The organism is Streptomyces sclerotialus, assembly GCF_040907265.1.
Lineage (GTDB): Bacteria > Actinomycetota > Actinomycetes > Streptomycetales > Streptomycetaceae > Streptomyces > Streptomyces sclerotialus.
Map to the genome: position 1 here is coordinate 6,864,409 of NZ_JBFOHP010000002.1, position 21,569 is coordinate 6,885,977.

The 21,569-nt window shown below is 71.4% G+C and carries 19 protein-coding genes and 1 pseudogene; 11 read left to right on the forward strand and 9 right to left on the reverse strand.

From position 1 onward, the window contains the following. The first annotated feature begins 125 nt into the window (after positions 1–125). The 5 genes from AAC944_RS30205 (at position 126) to AAC944_RS30225 (ending at position 5,192) form a co-directional block, all read left to right on the forward strand. Positions 126–1,511, forward strand: coding sequence for an MFS transporter (locus tag AAC944_RS30205; protein ID WP_030620409.1), 1,386 nt, complete (start codon positions 126–128; stop codon positions 1,509–1,511). Between the two features lie 77 nt (positions 1,512–1,588). Continuing rightward, on the forward strand, positions 1,589–2,518 hold the full coding sequence (locus AAC944_RS30210; protein ID WP_078888799.1) for a transketolase: 930 nt from the start codon (positions 1,589–1,591) through the stop codon (positions 2,516–2,518). Next, the gene (locus tag AAC944_RS30215; protein ID WP_030620413.1) at positions 2,515–3,519 is read left to right on the forward strand and encodes a transketolase family protein; all 1,005 of its coding nucleotides are present in this window, start codon (positions 2,515–2,517) and stop codon (positions 3,517–3,519) included. Before AAC944_RS30210 ends, AAC944_RS30215 begins: the two co-directional genes overlap by 4 nt. Beyond that, the gene (locus tag AAC944_RS30220) at positions 3,516–4,403 is read left to right on the forward strand and encodes a sugar phosphate isomerase/epimerase family protein (protein ID WP_196943175.1); all 888 of its coding nucleotides are present in this window, start codon (positions 3,516–3,518) and stop codon (positions 4,401–4,403) included. Before AAC944_RS30215 ends, AAC944_RS30220 begins: the two co-directional genes overlap by 4 nt. 18 nt (positions 4,404–4,421) lie before the next feature. Further along, the gene (locus AAC944_RS30225) at positions 4,422–5,192 is read left to right on the forward strand and encodes an SDR family NAD(P)-dependent oxidoreductase (RefSeq protein WP_030620417.1); all 771 of its coding nucleotides are present in this window, start codon (positions 4,422–4,424) and stop codon (positions 5,190–5,192) included. Between the two features lie 101 nt (positions 5,193–5,293). Here the strand turns inward: AAC944_RS30225 and AAC944_RS30230 are convergent, their stop codons facing one another. Genes AAC944_RS30230 through AAC944_RS30250 form a run of 5 tightly spaced genes read right to left on the reverse strand, consistent with a single transcriptional unit; the run spans position 5,294 to position 12,736 of the window. Then, positions 5,294–7,327 carry an RICIN domain-containing protein gene (locus AAC944_RS30230; protein ID WP_030620420.1) on the reverse strand — a complete coding sequence of 678 codons (2,034 nt, stop codon included), beginning with the start codon at positions 7,325–7,327 and terminating at the stop codon, positions 5,294–5,296. Between the two features lie 56 nt (positions 7,328–7,383). Then, a complete protein-coding gene (locus AAC944_RS30235) occupies positions 7,384–9,435 on the reverse strand; it encodes a beta-galactosidase (RefSeq protein WP_030620423.1) in 2,052 nt (683 codons plus the stop codon). 41 nt (positions 9,436–9,476) lie between these two features. Continuing rightward, complete coding sequence (locus AAC944_RS30240) at positions 9,477–10,832, reverse strand: ABC transporter substrate-binding protein (protein WP_030620426.1); 1,356 nt, start codon at positions 10,830–10,832, stop codon at positions 9,477–9,479. Positions 10,833–10,839: 7 nt separating this feature from the next. Then, positions 10,840–11,784, reverse strand: coding sequence for a carbohydrate ABC transporter permease (locus AAC944_RS30245; protein WP_030620429.1), 945 nt, complete (start codon positions 11,782–11,784; stop codon positions 10,840–10,842). A 4-nt stretch (positions 11,785–11,788) separates the two neighbouring features. Further along, the gene (locus tag AAC944_RS30250; RefSeq protein WP_030620432.1) at positions 11,789–12,736 is read right to left on the reverse strand and encodes a carbohydrate ABC transporter permease; all 948 of its coding nucleotides are present in this window, start codon (positions 12,734–12,736) and stop codon (positions 11,789–11,791) included. A gap of 271 nt (positions 12,737–13,007) precedes the next feature. Here AAC944_RS30250 and AAC944_RS30255 point away from each other — a divergent pair, with 271 nt between their 5' ends. Further along, the gene (locus AAC944_RS30255; protein ID WP_030620434.1) at positions 13,008–13,997 is read left to right on the forward strand and encodes a LacI family DNA-binding transcriptional regulator; all 990 of its coding nucleotides are present in this window, start codon (positions 13,008–13,010) and stop codon (positions 13,995–13,997) included. A gap of 167 nt (positions 13,998–14,164) precedes the next feature. Further along, the gene (locus tag AAC944_RS30260; RefSeq protein WP_196943184.1) at positions 14,165–16,513 is read left to right on the forward strand and encodes a molybdopterin-dependent oxidoreductase; all 2,349 of its coding nucleotides are present in this window, start codon (positions 14,165–14,167) and stop codon (positions 16,511–16,513) included. 18 nt (positions 16,514–16,531) lie between these two features. Here the strand turns inward: AAC944_RS30260 and AAC944_RS30265 are convergent, their stop codons facing one another. Both AAC944_RS30265 and AAC944_RS30270 read right to left on the reverse strand, forming a co-directional pair. Then, positions 16,532–17,107 (reverse strand): TerD family protein, encoded by a 576-nt coding sequence (locus tag AAC944_RS30265; protein ID WP_030620439.1) that lies wholly within the window; start codon positions 17,105–17,107, stop codon positions 16,532–16,534. 198 nt (positions 17,108–17,305) lie between these two features. Then, complete coding sequence (locus tag AAC944_RS30270) at positions 17,306–18,448, reverse strand: acyltransferase family protein (RefSeq protein WP_368396513.1); 1,143 nt, start codon at positions 18,446–18,448, stop codon at positions 17,306–17,308. Positions 18,449–18,762: 314 nt separating this feature from the next. On the opposite strand from AAC944_RS30270, the pseudogene AAC944_RS30275 reads away from it, so the two are divergent. Together AAC944_RS30275 and AAC944_RS30280 are read left to right on the forward strand one after the other, a co-directional pair. Next, a pseudogene (locus AAC944_RS30275) lies at positions 18,763–18,987 on the forward strand (ArsR/SmtB family transcription factor); the annotation flags it as partial. 117 nt (positions 18,988–19,104) lie between these two features. Further along, positions 19,105–19,518 (forward strand): tellurite resistance TerB family protein, encoded by a 414-nt coding sequence (locus tag AAC944_RS30280; RefSeq protein WP_051872160.1) that lies wholly within the window; start codon positions 19,105–19,107, stop codon positions 19,516–19,518. Positions 19,519–19,608: 90 nt separating this feature from the next. On the opposite strand, the gene AAC944_RS30285 is transcribed toward AAC944_RS30280, so the two are convergent. Further along, on the reverse strand, positions 19,609–19,872 hold the full coding sequence (locus tag AAC944_RS30285; RefSeq protein ID WP_030620449.1) for a GlsB/YeaQ/YmgE family stress response membrane protein: 264 nt from the start codon (positions 19,870–19,872) through the stop codon (positions 19,609–19,611). 130 nt (positions 19,873–20,002) lie between these two features. On the opposite strand from AAC944_RS30285, the gene AAC944_RS30290 reads away from it, so the two are divergent. After that, entirely contained in the window at positions 20,003–20,797 is a 795-nt protein-coding gene (locus AAC944_RS30290) for an aminoglycoside adenylyltransferase family protein (protein WP_051872143.1), read from the forward strand. Here the strand turns inward: AAC944_RS30290 and AAC944_RS30295 are convergent. Next, complete coding sequence (locus AAC944_RS30295) at positions 20,742–21,197, reverse strand: hypothetical protein (RefSeq protein ID WP_030620454.1); 456 nt, start codon at positions 21,195–21,197, stop codon at positions 20,742–20,744. The two genes, AAC944_RS30290 and AAC944_RS30295, sit on opposite strands and share 56 nt — an antisense overlap. Positions 21,198–21,387: 190 nt before the next feature. Here AAC944_RS30295 and AAC944_RS30300 point away from each other — a divergent pair, with 190 nt between their 5' ends. Beyond that, positions 21,388–21,564 (forward strand): DUF1674 domain-containing protein, encoded by a 177-nt coding sequence (locus AAC944_RS30300; protein ID WP_107054212.1) that lies wholly within the window; start codon positions 21,388–21,390, stop codon positions 21,562–21,564. Positions 21,565–21,569: the final 5 nt, after the last annotated feature.

Below are 21,569 nucleotides of genomic sequence, written 5' to 3' on the forward strand. Positions count from 1 at the left end.
CCCAAGTGAAGAAGGTGCTTCCGGAGCGTTGACAAGCGCCACAGCGGCGCCCAGTATCGACGGCATCTGTTGACTGTTAACAGTCAACAGCGCAGGCGGACGCATGGCGATCGAGGAGGATCCGCATGGTCAGCTCCATCCCACCACCCCAGCCACCACCGGCCCGGCCACGGGCGGAAGGTTCACCGGAACGCCGCAGGGTCGCCGTCGGCTGCGGCGTCGGCGCGGTCATCGAGACGTACGACTTCATCGGCTTCGGTACGGCGGCCGCGCTCTACTTCGGGGACGTCTTCTTCCCCGGCTCCGAGCCGCTGGCCGCGACGCTGCTGTCGTTCGCCACCCTGGGCATCGGCTTCGCCGCCCGCCCCCTGGGCGGCATCATCGCCGGCCACCTCGGGGACCGCATCGGCCGCAAGCCGGTCCTCGTCGGCTCCCTGCTGATCATGGGCGTCGCGACCGTCCTCATCGGGTGTCTGCCCACGTACCAGCAGATCGGCCTGTGGGCGCCGATCCTGCTGGTCGTCGTCCGCATCGTGCAGGGGCTCGCCTTCGGTGCCGAGTGGGGCGGCGCCATCCTGATGACCTTCGAGCACGCGCCATGGCGCAAACGCGGCCTCTACACCGGCATCACGCAGGCCGGGTTCCCCGTCGGGCTGCTGCTCTCCAACCTCGCGTTCCTGGTCAGCACCCGCACGCTGGACGGCTCCTGGGCCTGGCGGGTCCCCTTCCTGCTGAGCGCCGTACTGATCGTCGTCGGCATCCTCATCCGGCTGAAGATCGACGAGTCGCCGGAGTTCGAGGAGCTCAAGGAGTCCGGCGAGGTCGCCAAGAACCCGCTCCTGGAGGTGCTCCGCGACGACTGGCGCAACGTCCTGCGCGCCTTCTGCCTCCGTGCCGCCGAGACCGCCGGCTACGCCGTCTCCGTCACCTTCGTCCTGTCCTACCTGGACGACGACACCGCGCCGGACGTCTCGGGAACCGTCTCCCTCACCGCCCTGGTGACGGCCGCGGCCCTCGGCATACTCGCCACCGTCTTCTGGGGCGGCCTCTCCGACCGCATCGGGCGGCGCCCGGTCTACCTGCTGGGCTCGGCGGTCACCCTGCTGTGGGGCGTGCCCATGTTCCTGCTCGTGGGCACCGAAAGCGCGGCGCTCGTGCTGCTGACCTTCGTCGTCAGCTACTGCGTCTGCCAGAACGCCCTGGCCGGCGTGCAGGGCGCCTGGTTCTCCGAGCTGTTCGCCACCAAGACCCGTACGGCCGGCACCTCCCTCGCCTACCAGCTCTCCGCGGTCGTCTCCGGCTTCACCCCCATGATCGCCACCGCCCTGTACTCCGCCACCGGCTGGGCGGGCCCCGCCGTCCTGTTCAGCTTCTACGGCCTGCTCGGACTGCTGGCGACGCTCGTGACCCGTGAGACCTGGGGCGCACGGGACCGGGCAGCGGCCGTCCGCGCCGAGAGCGAAGAGGCGCCTTCGGCGATATCCGCCCCCGCGGGAGCCGGAGGCCGGTGACCGGCGGCCCCCTGCCTCGACCGATCCCGACGCCCGCCCCGCGTGCGTCGTCACCTCATCACCAAGGAGCACGGGAAGTGACCTCCACCGAAACCACCCTCAGCCCCGGCCGCGCGGCCGCCCCCGCCCGTACGGACGCCGCCGGCGGCACCGACCGCACGCAACGCGTCAGCGCCCTGCACGACGCGGCCCACCGCATCCGGCGGCACGCCCTGGACATGGGCGAGGTCCAGGGCCAGGGGTACATCGGCCAGGCACTCGGCGTCGCGGACGTCCTCGCCGTCGCCTACAAGGACGTACTCAACTACCGTCCGGACGAGCCCACGTGGCCGGAGCGGGACCGGTTCCTGCTCTCCATCGGCCACTACGCCATCGCCCTGTACGCCGCGCTGGCCGAGGCCGGAATCCTGGACGTCGAAGAGCTGTCCACGTACGGCAGCGACGACTCGCGGCTGCCCATGTCGGGCATGGCCTCCTACACCCCCGGCATGGAGATCTCCGGCGGCTCGCTCGGCCACGGCCTCGGTGTCGCGGTCGGCATGGCACTGGGCCTGCGCCACCAGGGCAGCCCGGCACGTGTCTACAACCTGCTCTCCGACGGCGAACTCGACGAGGGTTCCACCTGGGAGGCGGCGCTGGCCGGCGCCCACCACGGCCTGGACAACGTCACCGCCGTCGTCGACGTCAACGCCCTCCAGGCGGACGGCCCGACCGCGGGTGTGCTGCGCACCGAGCCCGTCACCGAGAAGTGGGAGGCGTTCGGCTGGCACGCGATCCGGGTGGACGGCAACGACATCGACGCGCTCGTCACCGCCTTCGACACCCTGCGCGCCCACCGCGGCTCGCCCTCGGTACTGATCTGCGACACCCGCATCGGGCGCGGCGTGCCCCTGCTGGAGACCCGCGAGAAGGCGCACTTCATGCGGGTCGAGGAGCACGAATGGCAGGTCGCCCGCGACCAGTTGGACCAGTCCTACCACTCCGCCCGGAAGGGAACCGACGCATGACCGCCCCCGCCACCGCCACGAACACGCCCCGCAAGCTCACCACCTCAGCGATGATCGCCTCGATCGCGGAGGAGGGGCAGCGCACCACCAAGGCGCCCTTCGGGCACGCGCTGGCCCGGCTCGCCGAAGAGCGGCCCGAGATCGTCGGGCTCTCCGCCGACCTGGCCAAGTACACCGACATGCACATCTTCCGGGAGGCCCACCCGGACCGGTTCTTCCAGATGGGCATGGCGGAACAGTCCATGCTGGGCGCCGCCGCCGGCCTGGCGGAGGTGGGACTCGTACCGTTCGCCTCCACGTACTCCGTCTTCGCCACCCGCCGCGCCTACGACTTCCTGTGCCTGGACATCGCCGAGCCGGGACTCAACGTCAATGTGGTGGGCGCGCTGCCGGGCCTCACCACCGGTTACGGACCCAGCCACCAGGCCACCGAGGACCTGGCCATCCTGCGTGGCATCCCCGGCCTCACCATCGTCGACCCGGCCGACTCCGTGGACATCGAACAGGCCGTACCGGCCCTGGCCGCCAGCCCCGGACCGACCTACCTGCGGCTGTTGCGCGGCGCCGTGCCGACCGTGCTCGACGAGTACGGCTACCGCTTCGAACTCGGGAAGGCCGCGGAGCTGCGCACCGGCCGCGACGTGCTGTTCATCTCGACGGGCCTGATGACGACACGTGCCCTGACCGCGGCGCAGGAACTGGCCGCCGACCACGTCGACGTGGCCGTCCTGCACGTACCGACCGTCAAGCCGCTGGACACCGAGGCGATCCTGCGCGAGACGGCGAAGGGCCGGCTCGTGGTCACCCTGGAGAACCACACCGTCATCGGCGGCCTGGCCGAGTCCGTGGCCTCCTGCCTGGCCTGTGCCGGAGCGGGCGTACGCATCGTGCCCATCGGCCTGCCCGACGAGTTCCTGGCCGCGGGCGCGCTGCCCACTCTGCACGACCGGTACGGACTGTCGGTGGCCGCCATCAAGGCCCGCGTACGGGAAGAACTGTGACGGCGGCGGTACCCGGCACCGGCACCGGTACGGCCGCCATCGACCCGCGGGTCGGCTGCAGCACCATCTCGCTGCGCGGCCTGCCCCTGGACGATGCCCTCCGCCACATCGCCGCGGGCGGTTTCACCGAGGTCGACCTGGGTGCCCTGCCCGGCGTCTGCGACCACGTGCCCGTTCCGCTGCCCGAGCAGCGCGTCGAGCCGATCGCCGACGTGGTGCGGGCGAGCGGACTGCGTGTCCGCACGGTCAACGCCGACATCGGCCCGCTGGAAGAACTGGCGTCGGCCCCCGAACTGATCGAGGACCGTTTGCGCCCCCTGATCCGCCTCGCTCAGGCGACCGGCGCACCGGCGATCACACTGCCCTGCGGAGCGCATGGCACGCACAGCCGCGACCACGCCGACGACGAGGACGCCGTACGGGCCGTCGCTCGTGCCCTGACGCTCGCGGCGCAGGCCACGACCTCCGTGGGCGTGGCCCTGTACGCCGAGGCCCCGCACGTGCTCCGGCTGTGCAGCGACCTCACCCGTGCCCGGCGGCCGGCCGAGGCGTCGGGCACCGCCCCGGTCGGGATGGTGCTGGACACCAGCCACGTCGTGGCCTCCGGTGGCGACTGCGTCGAGGCCGCGCGTGCCTTCGGCGGCCGCCTCGCCCATGTCCACCTCCGCGACGCCGTACCGGGCGACATCCACCGCAGCATCGGCCGCGGGGACGTGGACTTCGCCGCCCTGGTCCGCCACCTGACGACGACCGGCTACGACGGCCACTACAGCCTCGAACTCGAAACCCACGACGTCACCGACGACCAGCGCCCCGCCGAAGCCGCCAGGGCCGGCGCGGTGCTCTCCGGCCTGCTGCGCAACGCCTTCCCGCCCGCACACTGAATCCCGAAGGACGTACACATGACCACCGCCTCCGCCACCCCCCGCACCGCCATCGTCACCGGCGCCGGTTCCCGCCGGGGCATCGGCCGGGCCACCGCGCACGCGCTGGCCGCCGACGGTTACCACCTCGCCGTACTGGACCTGGACAAGGAGGCCGCCGAGGACGCCGCCGCTCAGGTGGCCGAGGCGCACGGCGTGCAGGCGCTGGGCCTCGCCGCCGACGTGACCGACCCGGACGGGGTCGACGCCGCGGTGGCATCCGCCGAGGCCGCGCTGCCGCCGGTCGGCGCCCTGGTCAACAACGCCGGCATCACCTCGCCGACCCGCTTCCTCGACGTCTCGGCCGAGGAATGGGACCGCATCTTCGACGTCAACGTGCGCGGCAGCTTCCTCATCACCCGCCGGGTGGCCCCGGGCATGGCCGAGCGCGGCTTCGGCCGCATCATCCACCTGTCGTCGGTCTCGGCCGAACGGGGTGGCGGCGTCTTCGGCGGCGTCGCCTACTCGGCGGCCAAGGCGGCACTCCTCGGCTTCTCCCGCGCGCTGGCCCGCGAACTCGGTCCCTCCGGCGTCACCGTCAACTCCGTCGCACCCGGCCTGATCGACACCGACATCACCGCGGGCAAGCTCGACCCCGCACGCAAGGCCGCCATGATCGAGGACATCCCGATGCGCCGCGCCGGCAGCGTCACCGACGTCGCCGACGTCATCGCCTTCCTGGCCCGCCCCGCGTCCGGCTACCTCACCGGCGTCACCTACGACATCAACGGCGGGTCGCACATCCACTGAGCGGCACTGAACGACACCGGACGGCACCCGGTGGCCGCCCCGGCTGTCCGGGGCGGCCACCGACACGGACGTGCCCGTCGTGCCGCGCGCCTGGCAGCCCGTCAGGTGACGTCGGTCAGCTTCCAGCGCTGGTTGGCGCCGGAGTTGGGCTGCCAGGTGGTGACGGCGGCGCCGTCGTGCGTGGCCTGGCCGCCGACTTCCAGGAGCTTGCCGGTGGCGGCGTTGACCAGGGTCCAGGTGCCGTCGCCGGTGGTCGACATCGTCCACTGGGTGGCCGCGTCGCGCCGGCCGGTGTCGCGTTCGAGGACCGGGACGTCGTCCCGGACGGCCAGGCGCCTGTCGCCCGCCGCATCGGTGAAGACGTACTGCTGCCGGTTGCTGTGGTCACCGCCGCCGGTCTGGCGCAGCCGCCACCGCCGGTCGGTTCCGGACGGGTCCGCACCGGTGACGACCAGGTGCTTTCCGTCGTCGGCTGCGGTGAGGGCCTTGCCGCTCTGCACGCCGGTCAGTTCGTACGTACGGCCCTCGCGCAGCAGCGGTGCGTCCTTCGCGACGCCGGACACCCCGTCGACGAGGAAGGAGGTCACCGACTGCGCGGGCACCGTGAAGGTGGCTTTGCGGCCGCTGACCGGCAGGGCGTCGTGCCGTTGGAGTCCGCCGTCCGCGCTGGTCACGACCGGGGTGACGGTGGCTCCCGGGGCGATGCGCCGGAACTTCGAGAGGTCGAGGGTCACCGTTCGGGTGTCCGTGGTGCGGTTGACGTGGACGACGGTGGCGGCGTCGCCCGAGCGGGAGACGGCGGCGGCGCTGGCGGTGTCGTCGACCTTGACCAGGCGGTCGCCGGGCTTGATGAAGTGGGTGAAGTTGCGTGCCGTGTCGAACTTCGTGTTCGTGCGGAGCGGGCACGTCTCCAGGGTGTCCTCCGCGGTGCAGCTGAACGGGATCTGGATGCTGCCCCAGTTGCCGCCCTTCGCGGACTCACCGCCCGGCTTCATGTTGTCGTAGTCCTCGACGGGCTGCCAGAACACCCAGGCACGCGGCTCCAGTTCGCGCAGGTCGTCGACGATCTGCTGGGCGAGGCCGAGGCCGGGCCGCATGTCGGTGAAGGACTGCCCGTCGCCCCAGTCGCCGCCGACCTCACTCATCCACAGCGGCTTGCCCGCGGCCTTGGCGAGGTCGCGGACCGTGGTACGGCCGCCGGTGCCGTAGGTGTGGACGTTCATCCGTGTGACGCGGTCGCGTACGTCGGCGGGGTAGGTGTTCCAGTTGCGCGCGAAAATGGTGGGGTTGGTCTCGTCCATCGCGGATATCCGCGCGCGGGTCTTCGCCTTCTTCAGTGCGGGCGCGAGGGCACGTATGACCTTCTGCTGCAGTTCGGGGCCGATGTGGGCGCCTTCCTGGCGGCCGCCGACCGGCTCGCCGTCGGCGCCCAGCCGGGTGCTCCAGTAGGTGGTGTCGGGCTCGTTGAACGGGTCGACGGTGTCGACCGTGATGCCCTCGGCCTTCTCCAGGCGCTCGGTGGCGCCCGCGAGGTAGGCGGCGAAGTCGCGGACGGACTCCTCCTTGAGCTGGTCGGTACCGGCGTCGAAGCCGCCGGAGACGTAGCCGCTCTCCGTCATGAAGTACGGCGGCGAGTTGCTGAACGTCTCCCAGTGGTCCACGTCGTCCTTGATCCGCTCCACCCACCAGCGCTGTGTCGCGTCGGCGTCCGGCTTCCAGTCCGCCGGGTCGTCGGCGTCCCACCAGTCCGTGTCGTCGCGGGTGGTGCCCTCCGGCGCCTGCCACCAGCCTTCGACGGCGCCGCCGGCCCGCAGGTAGTCCTTGACGTCGGGCGCGTTGCCGCCGCCGATGTTGTAACGGGCGATGTTCAGCGCGAGGCCGTCGTCGCCGAAGAGGAGGTCCGCGAGCTTCTCGCGGATCGGCTCGGGATAGCCGCCGGTGACGTTCGCGAACCAGACGAGGCTGGTGCCCCAGCCCTCGAACTTCTCCTGCTGGTACGAAGGGTCGGGCCGGACGGTGACGGCGGAGGGCGCCGCCGCGGCCGGTGGCGGGACCGTGAGCAGGGCGGCCGCGGTCGCCAGCGCTGCGGTTCCGGTGACTCCGAGGAATCGTCTCGTGCGGGTACGGCGTGCCAACGTGTACTCCCAACTCGTCCACTGGGCGGGTCGTTGGTGCGGGTGGGTGCGTGCTGTCACCGCTCAGGGCGGGGCTGCCGCAGGACGGCGACCTCCCGGGGCGGCAGGACCAGGCCGTCGTCCGCCGCCGGGCCGGCGAGCACGTCGCCCGTCAGGCCGGGCAGCGCGACGGGTTCGTCGGTGCGGTTGACCAGGAACAGATAGCGGTTCGCCGCGTCCCGACGCACCGTCAGTTCCACCGCGCCGGCCGCTGCCGAGGGCAGTTCACCGGTCACCCCGGCAGGCGCCAGCAGCTCGGGCAGCAGTCCGGTGAGACCGTCGGCGCCGAGGCGGGTGGAGACGTACGTGGCCGAGCCCCGCCCCGGCGTACGGCGGGTCACCGCGGCGCGTGCCGCGTACGCCCCGGTGCGGTACCGGGCGAGGACTTCCACGTCGGGCGCGGTGACGGTGATGCGGTCGGTCCACAGCGTGCCGGTCGTCGCGTTGTCGAGGGCGACGGACTCGCCGTCCGGCAGCGGCCCGAACTCCTCGACGCGGATGCCGAGCAGGTCGCGCAGGGCGCCGGGGTAGCCGCCCAGCCAGATGTGGTCGTTCTCGTCGACGATGCCGGAGAAGTAGGTGGTGACGAGGTGGCCGCCGCCCTCCACGTAGTGGGTCAGTTCCTTGGCGAGCGCGGCGGGGACGACGTGCAGTACGGGCGCGATCACGAGGTCGTACGTGGCGAGGTCGGTGCGGTGCGCGGGCACGACGTCGGTACGGATGCCGAGGCGGAGCAGCGCCGAGTACCAGTCGAGGGCTTCGCGGTGGTAGGCGAGGCGGGACGTGGGGTGGGAGTCCTGTTCACTCGCCCACCACGAGTCCCAGTCGAAGAGCACCGCGACGCGGGCCGGCTCACGCTCGGAGCCGGCCACCGGCGCGAGCGCCCGCAGCGTCCGGCCGAGGCCGGTGACCGCGCGGAACACCTCGCTGTCGGGCCCGGCGTGCGGCACCATCGCCGAGTGGTACTTCTCCGCGCCCGCCGCGGACTGCCGCCACTGGAAGAAGCACACGGCGTCGGCGCCGTGCGCGACGTGCAGCAGCGAGTCGCGGGCGAGGTCACCCGGGCGCTTGGGCACGTTGACGGGCTGCCAGTTCACCGCGCTGGTGGAGTGCTCCATCAGGAACCACGGCCGGTGGCCCGCGATGCCGGAGGTGAGGTTGGCGGAGAAGGACAGCTCGTCACGGTCCTGCGGGCCGGGCACGACGTAGTGGTCGTTGGCGACGAAGTCGACCTCGCCGGCCCAGTCGGCGTAGTCCATGCCCTTGATGCCGGGCATGACCATGAAGTTGGTGGTGACGGGCACGTCCGGGGTGATCTCCCGCAGTACCTCCCGCTCCGCGCGCAGATGGTCCTTGAGCGCATCGGAGGAGAACCGCTTGAAGTCCAGTTGCTGTGTCGGATTGGGGTGGGAGGCGGCGAGCCGCGGGGGCAGGATCTGCTCCCAGTCGCTGTAGTGCTGTGACCAGAAGGACGTGCCCCAGGCGTCGTTGAGCGCGTCGAGCGTGGCGTAGCGTGCGCGCAGCCAGGCACGGAAGGCACGCGCGGCGTCGTCGGAGTAGTCGTAGACGTTGTGGCAGCCCAGCTCGTTGTTGACGTGCCAGGCCGCGAGCGCGGGGTGGCCGGCGTACCGGGTGGCGAGGGTGCGCACGAGACGCAGTGCGTGGGTGCGGAAGACCGGCGAGGTGGGCCGCCAGTGCTGCCGCGCGCCCGGCCACACCGTCTCACCGGTGGCGGTCACCGGGAGGACCTCCGGGTGCGCTGTGGTGAGCCAGGGCGGCGGGGACGCGGTGGCGGTGGCCAGGTCGGCCCGGATACCGCCTTCGTGGAGGAGGTCCATCACCTCGTCGAGCCAGCCGAAGTCCCAGGTGTGCTCGGCCGGCTGGAGGCGGGCCCAGGAGAAGATCCCCAGGGAGACGATGTTCACGCCGGCCTCGCGCATCAGCCGGACGTCCTCCTCCCACACCGCCCGTGGCCACTGCTCGGGGTTGTAGTCGGCGCCGTAGGAGAGACGCGGGGTGCCGTCGCTGCCCGGTGCGTAGGGGAACCGGGACGGGTGGCGGGAGGTCATGCGGGTCCTTCCGGTGGTGTTCGGGTGCGGCCGGGCTGCGGTCACTTCCGGACGGTGAAGCCCTGCTCCGTGCCGTACTTGGCGGACGCGTCCTGCCATGCCTTCAGGCCCTCGGACAGCGGGGTGCCGGAGACGTAGGCCTTGCCGACGGTGTCGTTGAAGACCGAGTTGGCGTACACCTGGTACGGCAGGTACTTCCAGTCGGTGCCGACGTTCGCCGCGGCCTCGGCGAAGACCTTGTTGGCCTGCTGCCCGCCGAAGTACGGGAATTCGGTGTTCCGGAACTCCTCGGAGTTCAGGTCCTCGGTGGTCGCCGGGAACGCCCCGCCGTCGATGCGGGTCTGCACGCCCTTGCCGGCGTTGGCGTACTCCACGAACGCGTAGGCGAGTTCCTTGTTCTTGCCGAGTGTGGGCAGGGCGAGGGAGCTGCCGCCGTTCTCCGCGCCGGCCTCGGCGCCCTCGGTCCACTGCGGCAGCGGCGCCGCGCGCCAGTCGCCCGCGGCGTCCCGCACGCCGGACGCGAAGTTGGCGGGCATCCAGGAGCCGGCCGGCAGGGTGGCGAGGGTGCCGTCACCGAGCGCCTTGTACCAGTCGTCGCTCCAGGGCGTGAAGGACGCGAGGAGCTTCTCGTCGATGAGCTGCTGCCAGGTTCTGGTGTACTGCCGCGCGCCCCGGTCGGTGAAGTCGATGCGGACCTTCGTGCCGTCGACCTGGTACGGGTGCGACCCGGCCTGCCACAGCAGGCTGGTGGTCAGGCCCGCGTCACCGTTGTCGCTGGTGATGTACGCCTTCGGGTTCGCCTTGTGCAGCTTGCGCGCGGCCTCGACGTACTCGTCCCAGGTGGTGGGCACCTCGATGGCGTACTTGTCGAAGACCTTCTTGTTGTAGAAGAGCGCCATCGGCCCGGAGTCCATCGGCAGGCCGTAGATGCCGGCACCCGACTTCACGGAGTTCCACGGGCCGGGGGAGTAGGCGCCGGCGAGCTTGCCGGCGCCGAAGGCGCGCAGGTCGGTGACGGACTTGGTCAGCGCGTACTGGCCGAGTGCGTAGTACTCGATCTGCGCGACGTCGGGGACGCCCTTCTCCGCGGAGATCGCGTTCTCGAGTGCGGTGTACTGGTCGTTGTTGGTACCCGCGTTGACCAGGTTCACGTGGACGCCGGGGTGTTCCTTCTCGAAGTCGGCGGCGACCTTCTTCAGCGTGGGCTCCCACGCCCACACGGTGAGGGTGCCGCCCTTCTTCAGGGCCTTCCGGATGTCCGCCGGGCCGACCTGCTTCTGAGCGGCTCCGGTGGCACCGTCGCCCGAGCCGCCGCAGGCGGTGGCCCCGAGAGCGAGGACGCAGGCGAGCACCGTGCCGCGCAGCCGGCGGCGGAGGGGAAGAGAGTATGCGGGCATCGTGTGATCACTCCTTGACGCTTCCGGCGGCGAGTCCGGACTGCCAGTACTTCTGGAGCAGCAGGAAGGCGGCGATCAGCGGCACGACGGTGAGCAGCGAGCCGGTGACGACCAGGTGGAAGACGGCCTCGCCGCCGGCCGTGGCGGCCTGCGCGTTCCAGCTGCTGAGGCCGAGGGTCAGCGGGTACCAGTCCGGGTCCTTGAGCATGATCAGCGGCAGGAAGTAGTTGTTCCAGGTCGCCACCGTCGTGAACAGCAGGACGGTGACGGTGCCGGGCGCGAGCAGCGGCAGGGCGACCCGGAAGAAGGTGCGCAGCTCGCCCGCGCCGTCGATGCGGGCGGCCTCCATCAGCTCGGCGGGGATCGCCTCGGCGGCGAACACCCACATCAGGTAGAGGCCGAACGGCGAGATCAGCGACGGGATGATGACCGCCCACGGGGTGTCGGTCAGGCCCATCTCGCTGAACATGAGGAAGGTCGGCACCGCGAGGGCCGTCCCCGGTACGGCGACCGCGCCGATGACGACCGCGAGGACGGCGCGCTTGCCGGGGAAGTCGAACGTGGCGAGCGCGTATCCGCCGAGGACGGCCAGGAAGGTGGCGCCGCCCGCGCCGAGGGCCACGTACAGGAGGGTGTTGAGCAGCCATCGGACGAAGACGCCGTCCTGGTACGTGAACGTGGCGGCGACGTTGTCCCACAGGGCGAAGTCGCCGTCGAACCACAGGCCGAACGAACCGGCCAGGCCCTGCTGTGTCTTCGTCGCGCTCAGCAGCAGCCACACCAGCGGTAGCAGGCTGTAGAGCAGGACGAGGCCGGTGAGGAGGGTGAGCGGGACACTGCGCCGGGGGCGGCCGGGGGTGTGGCGGCGCGGCGCCCGCGGGCGGGGCGGGCGGCTCGCGGGTCTGTGGGGTGGTGTGCCGGGCCGGGAGGCGGTGGTGGCGGGGCCGCTCATCGGTTCACGCTCCCTTGCGCATGCCGCGCAGCTGGACGACGTAGGCGACGGCCATGGTGATCAGGCCCATGACGATGGCGACCGTCGCGGAGTAGTTGTGCTGCCGGCCCGAGAAGGACAGTGAGTACGTGTAGAGGTTGGGGGTGTACGAGGTGGTGATGGCGTTCGGGGCGAGGTTCTGCAGGATGCTGGGCTCGTTGAAGAGCTGGAAGCTGCCGATCACCGAGAAGACAGCGGCGATGACGAGGGCGCCGCGGATGGCCGGGAGCTTGATGGCCGTGATGACACGGAGCTGGCCCGCGCCGTCGAGCTCCGCCGCCTCGTAGAGCGAGTGCGGGACGACGCGCAGCGCGGCGTACAGGATGAGCATGTTGTAGCCCGCGAACTCCCAGGTCACGATGTTGCCGAGGGAGGCGAGGACCAGATCGGGCGAGAGCGGGTCGGGCAGTGAGATGCCGAACGCGTCGTTCAGGTCGCCGACCAGGCCGAAGCGGGTGCCGTACAGGAAGCCCCACATGAGGGAGGCGACGACGGCGGGTACCGCGTACGGCAGGAAGACCGAGATCCGGAAGAAGTCCTTGCCGTAGAGGCGTCCGCTGTCGAGGGCGAGCGCGGCGAACAGGGCGATGCCCAGCATGATCGGCACCTGTACGGCGAGGAAGAGGGAGACGCGCCCCAGCCCGGCCCAGAACTCGCTGTCCCCGAGCGCCTGTCGGTAGTTCTCCAGGCCCACGAAGGCGGTGCCGCCGATGAGCTGGTCGCGGAACAGGCTCAGGTAGCCGGAGTACGCGAGCGGCGCGAGGAAGACCAGGGCGAAGACGGTCACGAAGGGGCCGAGGAAACCCCATCCCACGAGGGCGCGGCGGCTGCGTGCGGGGGAGCGGCGGCCGCCTCGTGCCGGTGGTCTGTCCGGGCGCCGCCCTGCGGCCGCCGATGGTTGCAGCGTCGTCATCACGCGTCCCTCGCTCGTTGGTTCCCACGGGCGGCAGCTCGATGTTTACGCAAACATCGTGGCGCGCGAAGGGGCCTTCGCGGGCTGCCGCAAGGTGTTATGTTTGCGTAAACATTCGGTGGCGGCATGTCTACACTGCGTCGCTGACGGCGGTCAAGGGTCGTCGCTCGGCAGCGGAACGGCGCAACGGGTGAGGGAGACGGTGGAAGCAACGGACAGCGCCCCGGCGCGGGGCAGGACCGGCACCTGGCGCGGTACGCAGAACGCGTCCATGGCCGACGTCGCGCGGGTCGCGGGCGTCTCCTCGCAGACGGTGTCCCGCGTCGCGAACGGCTTCGCCGGCGTCAACGAGGAGACCCGGCAGCGGGTCCTCGCCGCGATGAAGGAACTGGGCTACCGCCCCAACAGCGCGGCACGCGCCCTCAAGCGCGGCGACTTCCGCACCATCGGCGTCATCACCTTCACGCTCTCCACCACGGGCAACGTCCGCACACTGGAGGCGATCGCCACCTCAGCGGCGGAGGAGGGCTACGCGGTCACCCTGCTCCCCGTCGCCGTGCCCAGCCAGGACGAAGTACGCGGTGCCTTCACGCGGTTGGGCGAGCTCGCCGTCGACGCGGTCATCGTCATCATGGAGGTGCACCTCCTGGACGCCGCCCGCCTCACGCTGCCACCGCACGTGACGGTCGTCGTGGCGGACTCGGACGCCGGCGACCGCTACACCGTCGTCGACACCGACCAGACGGGCGGCACCCGGGCCGCCGTCCGCCACCTGCTCGACCTGGGCCACCGCACGGTGTGGCACCTGGCGGGGCCCGAGGAGTCCTACGCCGCACAGCGCAGGTCCGACGCCTGGCGGGCCGCGCTGGCCGAGGCGGGCCGCGCCGTGCCCGAGCCGGTGCGCGGCGACTGGACCGCCGAGTCCGGATACCGCGCCGGACTCCGCATCGCCGAACAGCGCGACTGCACCGCCGTGTTCGCCGCCAACGACCAGATGGCCCTCGGCCTCCTCCGCGCCCTCCACGAGCGCGGCCGCTCGGTCCCCCACGACGTCTCCGTCATCGGCTTCGACGACATCCCGGAAGCCGGCTCCTTCCTGCCGCCCCTGACCACCGTCCACCAGGACTTCGCCGAGGTGGGCCGCCGCTGCGTCGAGGGAGTGCTCCGCCAGGTCCGCCGGAACGAACCGGCCCGCGGCACGACCCTCGTACCGACCCGCCTCGTGGTACGCGAGAGCACGACGCCGCCGCCGGAACGGTAGTCCGCGAGGGGCAGCACACCGCCGCGCGCACGGCTCCGCTTCGGCATCCGTTCGGGGCGTACCCGACGCCTGGCTGATACCTGCGGTGATTGCCGGGCACCCGGTCGATACCACCTCGACCCGCAGACCCGCTACCCCGCACGACCGGACAGACGTGAGGCGAAACAGTGACCTCGACCTCGAACCCTGATGACGGCAGCCCCCGGCAGCTGCGCTCTCCCACGGCCACGCACTGGGGCAACTACGAGGTCGTCACGGACAGTGACGGTGACGTCAAGGCGCTGGAGCCCGCGGCGGACGACCCCCGCCCCTCGCCCATCGGGCGGGGCGTGGCGGCCGCCCACCACGCCCCCAACCGGATCCTCCAGCCCATGGTGCGCCGGGGCTGGCTGGAGCACGGGCCGCGGTACGACGGCGGCGGCCGGGGCGCCGAGCCCTTCGTCCCCGTCTCCTGGGACGACGCCGCCGGACTGATCGCCGCCGAGCTGGACCGGGTACGCCACACGTACGGCAACGAGGCGATCTACGGCGGGTCGTACGGGTGGGGGAGCGCGGGGCGGTTCCACCACGCCCAGAGCCAGGTGCACCGCTTCCTGAACGTCCTCGGCGGATTCACCTCCTCCGTCGGCTCCTACAGCGCCGCGGCCATGGAAGCGGTCATGCCGCACGTGATCGGCGGCGGGCCGTGGAACGCCGTCGAGCAGAGTCCGCTCTGGCAGGAGATCGCCGACCACGGTGAGCTGGTCGTCTCCTTCGGCGGCCTGGCCGCCAGGAACGCCCAGGCGAACTCCGGCGGGGTCGGCCGCCACCAGAACGTCGACCAGCAGCGGCGCTGCCGGGACAACGGCGTGGCGTTCGTCAACGTCTCGCCGTGGCGGTCGGACGCGGACGACGCGCTCGAAGCGGAGTGGGTGCCACTGCGGCCCAACACCGATGTGCCGCTCATGCTCGCGCTGGCGTACGTACTGATCACGGAGGAGCGGTACGACGCCGATTTCGTGCGGCGGTGCTGCACGGGCTTCGAGGTGTTCGAGCGGTACGTGCTGGGCCGGAGCGACGGCCTCCCCAAGGCCCCGGGCTGGGCCGCGGAACTCACCGGCGTCGACGCCGCCACCATCATCCGCCTGGCCAGGCGGATCGCCCGGCACCGCACCGTCCTCAACGTCAGCCTCTCCGTCCAGCGGCAGGACCACGGCGAGCAGCCGTACTGGACGGCCACCGTGCTGGCGGCACTCTCCGGCTCGATGGGACGCCCGGGCGGGGGCTTCGCCGCCGCGCTGGGCATCTCGCAGACCGGGGTGGAGCGCCGGCGGCACGCCGTCGCCGCCCTGCCCCAGGGCCACAACCCCGTCGAGACGTTCATCCCGGTCGCGCGCATCGCCGACATGCTGCTGCACCCGGGAGAGCCGTTCGACTACGACGGCCGACGGCTCAGCTACCCGGACATCCGGCTCGTCTACTGGGCCGGCGGCAACCCCTTCCACCACCACCAGGACCTGAACCGCCTGGTCCGGGCCTGGCAGCGCCCGGAAACCGTCATCTGCCACGAGCCCTGGTGGAACCCGCTGGCCCGCCACTGCGACATCGTGCTGCCCGCCGCGACCATGCTGGAACGCAACGACTTCGCCGCCGGCAAGACCGACCTGACGCTCTCCGCCATGCACCGGGCCACCGAACCGCCGGGGCAGAGCCGCACCGACTACGACGCCTTCGCCACGATCGCCGGGAAGCTGGGGCTGCAGAAGGAGTTCACCGAGGGGCGGTCGGCGGACGAGTGGGTCGAGGAACTGTACGAGCGGACCCGCGACCGGCTGGCCGACGACGGCGTGACCCTCCCCGAGTTCGCGGAGTTCTGGGCGGACGGACGGGGGCACCTCGTCACACCGCCGCCGCAGGACCGGCCCAATCAGTACAGGCTCCTGCGGGAAGACCCCGACACCCATCCGCTCGCCACGCCGTCCGGCCGCATCGAGGTGTTCTCCCGGACGGTCGCCGGTTTCGGTTACGACGACTGCCCGGGCCATCCCGTGTGGCTGGAGCCCCGCGAATGGGAGGGCGACGCACAGCGGCGCCACCCCTTCGACCTGATCTCACCGCAGCCCGCGCACCGGCTGCACAGCCAGTACGACCACGGCACGCACAGCAGGTCGGCCAAGGTACGGGACCGGGAAGCCCTGACGGTCAACCGCCAGGACGCCGCCGCACGCGGGATCGCGGACGGCGACGTGGTGCGGGTCTACAACGACCGGGGCGCGTGCCTCGCCGGCGCCGTGCTGTCCGACGACATCCGCCCCGGTGTCCTCGCCCTGCCGACCGGCGCCTGGTACGACCCGGCCGGCACCCGCGCCGACGGCAGCCTTGACAAGCACGGCAACCCCAACGTGCTCACCCGGGACATCGGTACGTCCCGCCTCGCCCAGGGGCCGACGTCCGGTACCACCCTCGTCGACATCGAACGCTACGACGGCGAACCGCTCCCGGTGACGGCCTTCGACCCGGCGCGGACCTGTCCCTGACCGCCGTCGGCGGCGGCGTCAGACGTTGACGCCGTAGTCCGTGGCGATACCGGCCAGGCCGGACGCGTAACCCTGGCCGACGGCGCGGAACTTCCACTCCCCGCCGTGCCGGTACAGCTCGCCGAAGACCATCGCCGTCTCCGTCGCGGCGTCCTCGCTCAGGTCGTAACGGGCGATCTCCTGGCCGTCCGCCTGATTGACCACCCGGATGTAGGCGTTGCGTACCTGGCCGAAGTTCTGCGCGCGGGCCTCGGCGTCGTGGATGGAGACCGGGAACACGACCCTGGCCACGTCCGCCGGCACGGCGGCGAGGTCGACCTTGATCTGCTCGTCGTCGCCCTCGCCCTCGCCGGTGAGGTTGTCACCGGTGTGCTCGACCGAGCCGTCCGGGCTCTTGAGGTTGTTGTAGAAGACGAAGTGCTGGTCGGAGACGACCTTGCCGGACTCGCCGCAGAGCAGTGCGCTGGCGTCGAGGTCGTGGTCGGTGCCCGTGGTGGTACGGACGTCCCAGCCCAGGCCGATGACGACCGCGGTCAGCCCCGGTGCTTCCTTGCTGAGTGAGACATTGCCGCCCTTGGCCAGGGTGATCGCCACGTCGCTCTCCTCCGTCGGTGTTCCGTGATCCGTCGTTCGCATCGTGCGCGTCGTTCGCATCGTTCGCACGCAAAATCTACAACACTGTAGAAGATCACGGCGATCGTGCCCCTGGGCGGCTGGGCGGCTGGGCGGCTGGGCGGCTGGGCGGCTGGGCGGCTGGGCAGGTGGGAAGCTGGGCGGCTCGGCGGCCTGACCTCAGTGCGCTCGTTGCCGTGCGGCGGCCTGTACCGGATCCGCTCTGAACGCCCAGTTCATCGTCGGCTCCATGACGCCGCGGAAGAGGCGCCGTACCGGGGCCGTGCACAGCAGGGTCACCACCGCGGCGGCGATACCGGTGACCGCGGCCATGCCCCAGCCGGTGTGCACCCAGGCGGCGTCGTACCAGTTCCAGATGCGGGACCCCTGGACGACGAAACCGTGCAGCAGGTAGCCGTACAGCGTGCCCGCGCCCAGGGCCGTGCACCACAGCCTGCGGCCGGGGACCCACGACAGGAAGCAGGCGACGAGCACGAGCGAACAGCCGAAGGTCGCCAGCGTCATCACCGGCCCCGCCCACCAGGGCGCGCCCAGTTCCTGCGCCGCGTCCCGGTGGTTGAGCCAGGAGGAGTTCATGCGCGGCGCCGCCCAGAAGGAGAAGGCGACGGCGGCGGCGAGGACGGGCACGGCGATGGTCCGGGCGCGCCGGCTGCGCAGCAGGGCGAAGTGTTCGGCCCGGAGGTTCAGCCCGAGGACGAAGTACGGCAGGAACTGCAGGAGGCGCTGCATGTCCAGGTCGTCACCGATGCTCGGGGAGACGGACGCGAGGCAGGCGATGAGGAGGGACAGCGGTACGGGCCACCGCACCGCCTTCCAGAGCGGCGTCGTCAGGCGCCAGACGAAGAGGCAGATCAGGAACCAGGTGAGGTACCACGGGTCCAGCAGGCTGACGGCGAAGCCCGGGTCGTGGTCCGCGAAGCGTTTGAAGAGGGAGTACCCGGTCTCGAAGACCAGGTACGGCACCGCGACGCCGGTGACCAGGCGCTGGAGCCGCACTCCGCTCGGTTCGAAGCTGCGCGACATGTAGCCGGAGACGATGATGAAGGCCGGCATGTGCAGGGCGAAGACGAAGTCGTACAGGGCGGCGGCGGTGGGGCTGCCCGCGCGGAGCGGTTCCCATGAGTGGCCGACGGCGACCAGCACGATCGCCAGGTACTTGGCGTTGTCGAAGAACGCGTCGCGCCGCTTGCCCGGTGCGTGCGCGTGCTGTGCGGTCCGCTGTGCAGTTTTCGGGGCGTCAGGGAGCGGGGGCGGCGGCGCCGTCCGCAGCCCGCCTCCGGTGTCCGCCCGGTCAGGAGTCACGTGAGGGCCTCCTTGAAGCAACCTGAAAGGCAGCTCTGCCGTCTGAAGGGGAATGGATGCGTGAGGGATCGAAAAGCCCGTGCACCCTAGCCACGGCGTCTGAGAGCCGTCTGAAAGCTGTCTGAGAAGGGTGAGGGCCGTGCGGGGAAGCCGGGCCGGTGGTGCGCCCGCGGGCATGAGAGGGTGACCTGCGGGCATGAGAGGGTGAACTCCTCCACACGACCGTCCGGCCGCCGACCGGGGCATCGGCGTGTCCGTGCGGTGTGCGACGGCGTGGACAGCGCCATGGTCAACAGCGCCATGAGGAGGCGGCGATGGACGAGGCGACAGCGGTCTTCCTCAAGGCACTCGCGAGCGACACCCGTCAGCAGATGCTGGCGCAGTTCTCGGGCGTCGGCGAGCTCACCGCCGGAGAGATCGCCGAACGCAGCGGACTGCGGCCCTCCACCGCCTCCGAGCATCTGCGCCTGCTGCTGCGCGGTGGGCTGGTGGACGCCCGCAAGGCGGGCAAACAGATCTACTACCGCATCGACAGCCCCACGGTCGACCAGCACCTGGCGGTGCTGCGCGACTACCTCGACCACTGCCGGGTACCGCCGGTGGCTCCGGAGGTACGCCCCACCGTATGGGACCGCCTCAAGGAGTCCGTCTCGGCCATGCAGGCGCAGCTCGCGGCACGCAAGAACGAGCTGAGGAGCGGTGCCTTCCGTGACGCGAGCATGGCCATGTGCGCCCTGGTCGCCGCCGCCGACGGCATCATCGACCCGGCCGAACGGAGCCGGGTCACACAGCTGATCGCCACGAACGAGGTGCTGCAGAACTTCGCGGCGGACGATCTCCAGCGCCGTTTCGAGGAGAGCCTCGACCGGCTGGCCCCCGACTTCACCGCGGGAAAGGCCGCCGTACTGCACGAGGTGGCCAAGGTGAAGAAGCCGTCCGAGGCCAGGGCCGTCATACAGATCGGCATCGTCATAGGCGGAGCCGACGGCCAGTTCGTCGAGAGCGAGCGGGCCGTCGTCCGTGAGGTGTGCCAGACACTGGGACTGGACCCCGGGGACTTCGACCTGTGAGCGGACTTCGGCCTGTGGGCGGACTTCGACCTGTGAGCCCGGGCGGGGCGCACAGGTCTCGATCGTCTCGATCGGTCCACAGGTCTTCGGTCAACGGCGTACCTTGGCGCGGTCCAGGGCGATGACGCCGAGGGCCGCCAGGGCGATCTGAATGATCCACTCGATCCAGTCGACGCCCCTGGTGGCGGCGACACCGAGCCCCATCGCGAGCCACGCCCCGACGAAGGCGGCGATGATGCCGATCAGGATCGTCCACAGGATGCCGATGTGCTGTCGCCCCGGAACGACGAGCCTGCCCAGGGCGCCGATGACAATGCCGATCACGATGGCGCCGATGATGCTTGAAGCTTCCATGCCCGATCTCCCGTCGCCCGGCTTGTGCCGTGACGTGTGCCCACCGAGCGCGGCCCCAGTCGCCCCCCTTTCGGCCGAAGCCCTTGAGAGACTCGACCGGGAGACGCAACGGACGGGAGGCGAGGGCTGGTTGACACAGGCCGAAGACACCGCGCAGCTGGTGCACACCGTGCTGGGCGAGGACGCCGTCGCGGGCGTCTACCGGCACGGCTCCGCCGTCCTCGGAGGTACGCGACCGCGCAGTGATGTCGACGTACTCGCCGTCACGCGTCGGCGCACCACGCCGGACGAGCGGCGGGCGCTGGTGGACGGCCTGTTGCGGATCTCCGGCCCGAGCGACCGGCCCGGCCCCGTCCGGCCCGTCGAACTGACCGTCGTGGTCCAGGACGACGTCCGCCCGTGGCGCTACCCGCCGCGCTGCGAATTCCAGTACGGCGAGTGGCTGCGCCCCGAGTACGAGCGCGGCGTGGTGCCGGCACCGTCCCCGAGCCCCGACCTCGCACCGCTGATCACGATGGTGCTCCTGGGCAACACCCCACTGGCCGGACCTCCACCGCACCACACACTCGCGCCCGTCCCGCCCCACGACCTCCGCCGTGCCATGGTCACCGGCATCCCGGAACTCCTGGCCGACCTGGAGGAGGACACCCGCAACGTCGTCCTGACCCTCGCCCGTATCTGGCACACCCTCGCCACCGGCACCTTCACCACCAAGGACGCGGCCGTCGACTGGGCGCTACCCCGCCTCCCGCCCCGGCACCGCCCCGTCCCGGCCCGCGCCCGAGCCGTCTACCTGGACCAGCACCCCGACCACTGGACCGACCTGCATCCCCGTCTCCGCCCCTACGCCACCCACCTCACCCGCACCATCACCCGCCTGACCGGGATCGACGCTCCTGGAGGCAGTGGTTCAGGTGGTCGATGAGGTCGTCGGTGGGGCCCAGGTCCGTGGTGCGGTCGGTGGTCACGGTGCGGCCGCCGTAGGTCAGCCGGTATTCGAAGAGGTCGTAGGACCGGCCGGAGACGAAGCGGGAGCGGAAGCTCGGGAATTCGGCGGTGCCGAGCAGAGAGGTGAGCTTCTTCCGCTCGGTGGCCGAGAGGGCGCGTGCTGCGTGAGTGCCCTGGCGGTCGTGCAGGGAGACCGAGCCGTCGGGGCGTACCTCGATGCCGTGCTGGACGCCGGCGATGCCGCCGGTGACGGTGAGGCTCACCCTGCTGTCGGGCGGGGCGTCGGAGCCGGAGCCGCAGCCGGTCAGCAGGAGAGCGGTCGTGAGGAGTGCGCAGAACCGTCTGGTGCGGAAGAGCCGTCCTGTGTGCGTCGCCATGCTCGCCCCCGTTGCTCGGCTGTCGCCGGCGCGATCCTACTGGGAGTCGCCGGGCGCGTGTGCGGTGTCGTCCGTCCGCCGTACGGAGCAGTGCGGGGTGGCCGCGTCTCGCCGGGGGCGGCTGCTCGTGAGGGGATGGAGTGGGGCCGGCGGCGTTGCCGGTTCCGTTCGTCACGTGGCTGGAGGACGTATGGGTGAGGCAGGTACGGGCCGGGGCCGGCAGGGGGAGCGGCGAGAGGAGGAGCCGGCGCCCGCGCAGCGGCGCGAGCCCGCCGAGGACGAGCGGGACCGCAGCGCCGAAGAGGTGAACGCGGACCAGCCGTCGGAGCGCGGGGAGAAGCCCGGGCCGGCCCCGAAGCGCTACTAGGCGGA

Coding starts and splice junctions, on each gene's coding strand:
- AAC944_RS30240 (WP_030620426.1), bottom strand. CDS start 10,832: ATGCCCGCATACTCTCTTCCCCTCCGCCGCCGGCTGCGCGGCACGGTG.
- AAC944_RS30250 (WP_030620432.1), bottom strand. CDS start 12,736: ATGACGACGCTGCAACCATCGGCGGCCGCAGGGCGGCGCCCGGACAGA.
- AAC944_RS30295 (WP_030620454.1), bottom strand. CDS start 21,197: ATGGCGACGCACACAGGACGGCTCTTCCGCACCAGACGGTTCTGCGCA.
- AAC944_RS30300 (WP_107054212.1), top strand. CDS start 21,388: ATGGGTGAGGCAGGTACGGGCCGGGGCCGGCAGGGGGAGCGGCGAGAG.
- AAC944_RS30285 (WP_030620449.1), bottom strand. CDS start 19,872: ATGGAAGCTTCAAGCATCATCGGCGCCATCGTGATCGGCATTGTCATC.
- AAC944_RS30205 (WP_030620409.1), top strand. CDS start 126: ATGGTCAGCTCCATCCCACCACCCCAGCCACCACCGGCCCGGCCACGG.
- AAC944_RS30225 (WP_030620417.1), top strand. CDS start 4,422: ATGACCACCGCCTCCGCCACCCCCCGCACCGCCATCGTCACCGGCGCC.
- AAC944_RS30245 (WP_030620429.1), bottom strand. CDS start 11,784: ATGAGCGGCCCCGCCACCACCGCCTCCCGGCCCGGCACACCACCCCAC.
- AAC944_RS30235 (WP_030620423.1), bottom strand. CDS start 9,435: ATGACCTCCCGCCACCCGTCCCGGTTCCCCTACGCACCGGGCAGCGAC.
- AAC944_RS30215 (WP_030620413.1), top strand. CDS start 2,515: ATGACCGCCCCCGCCACCGCCACGAACACGCCCCGCAAGCTCACCACC.
- AAC944_RS30280 (WP_051872160.1), top strand. CDS start 19,105: ATGCAGGCGCAGCTCGCGGCACGCAAGAACGAGCTGAGGAGCGGTGCC.
- AAC944_RS30255 (WP_030620434.1), top strand. CDS start 13,008: ATGGCCGACGTCGCGCGGGTCGCGGGCGTCTCCTCGCAGACGGTGTCC.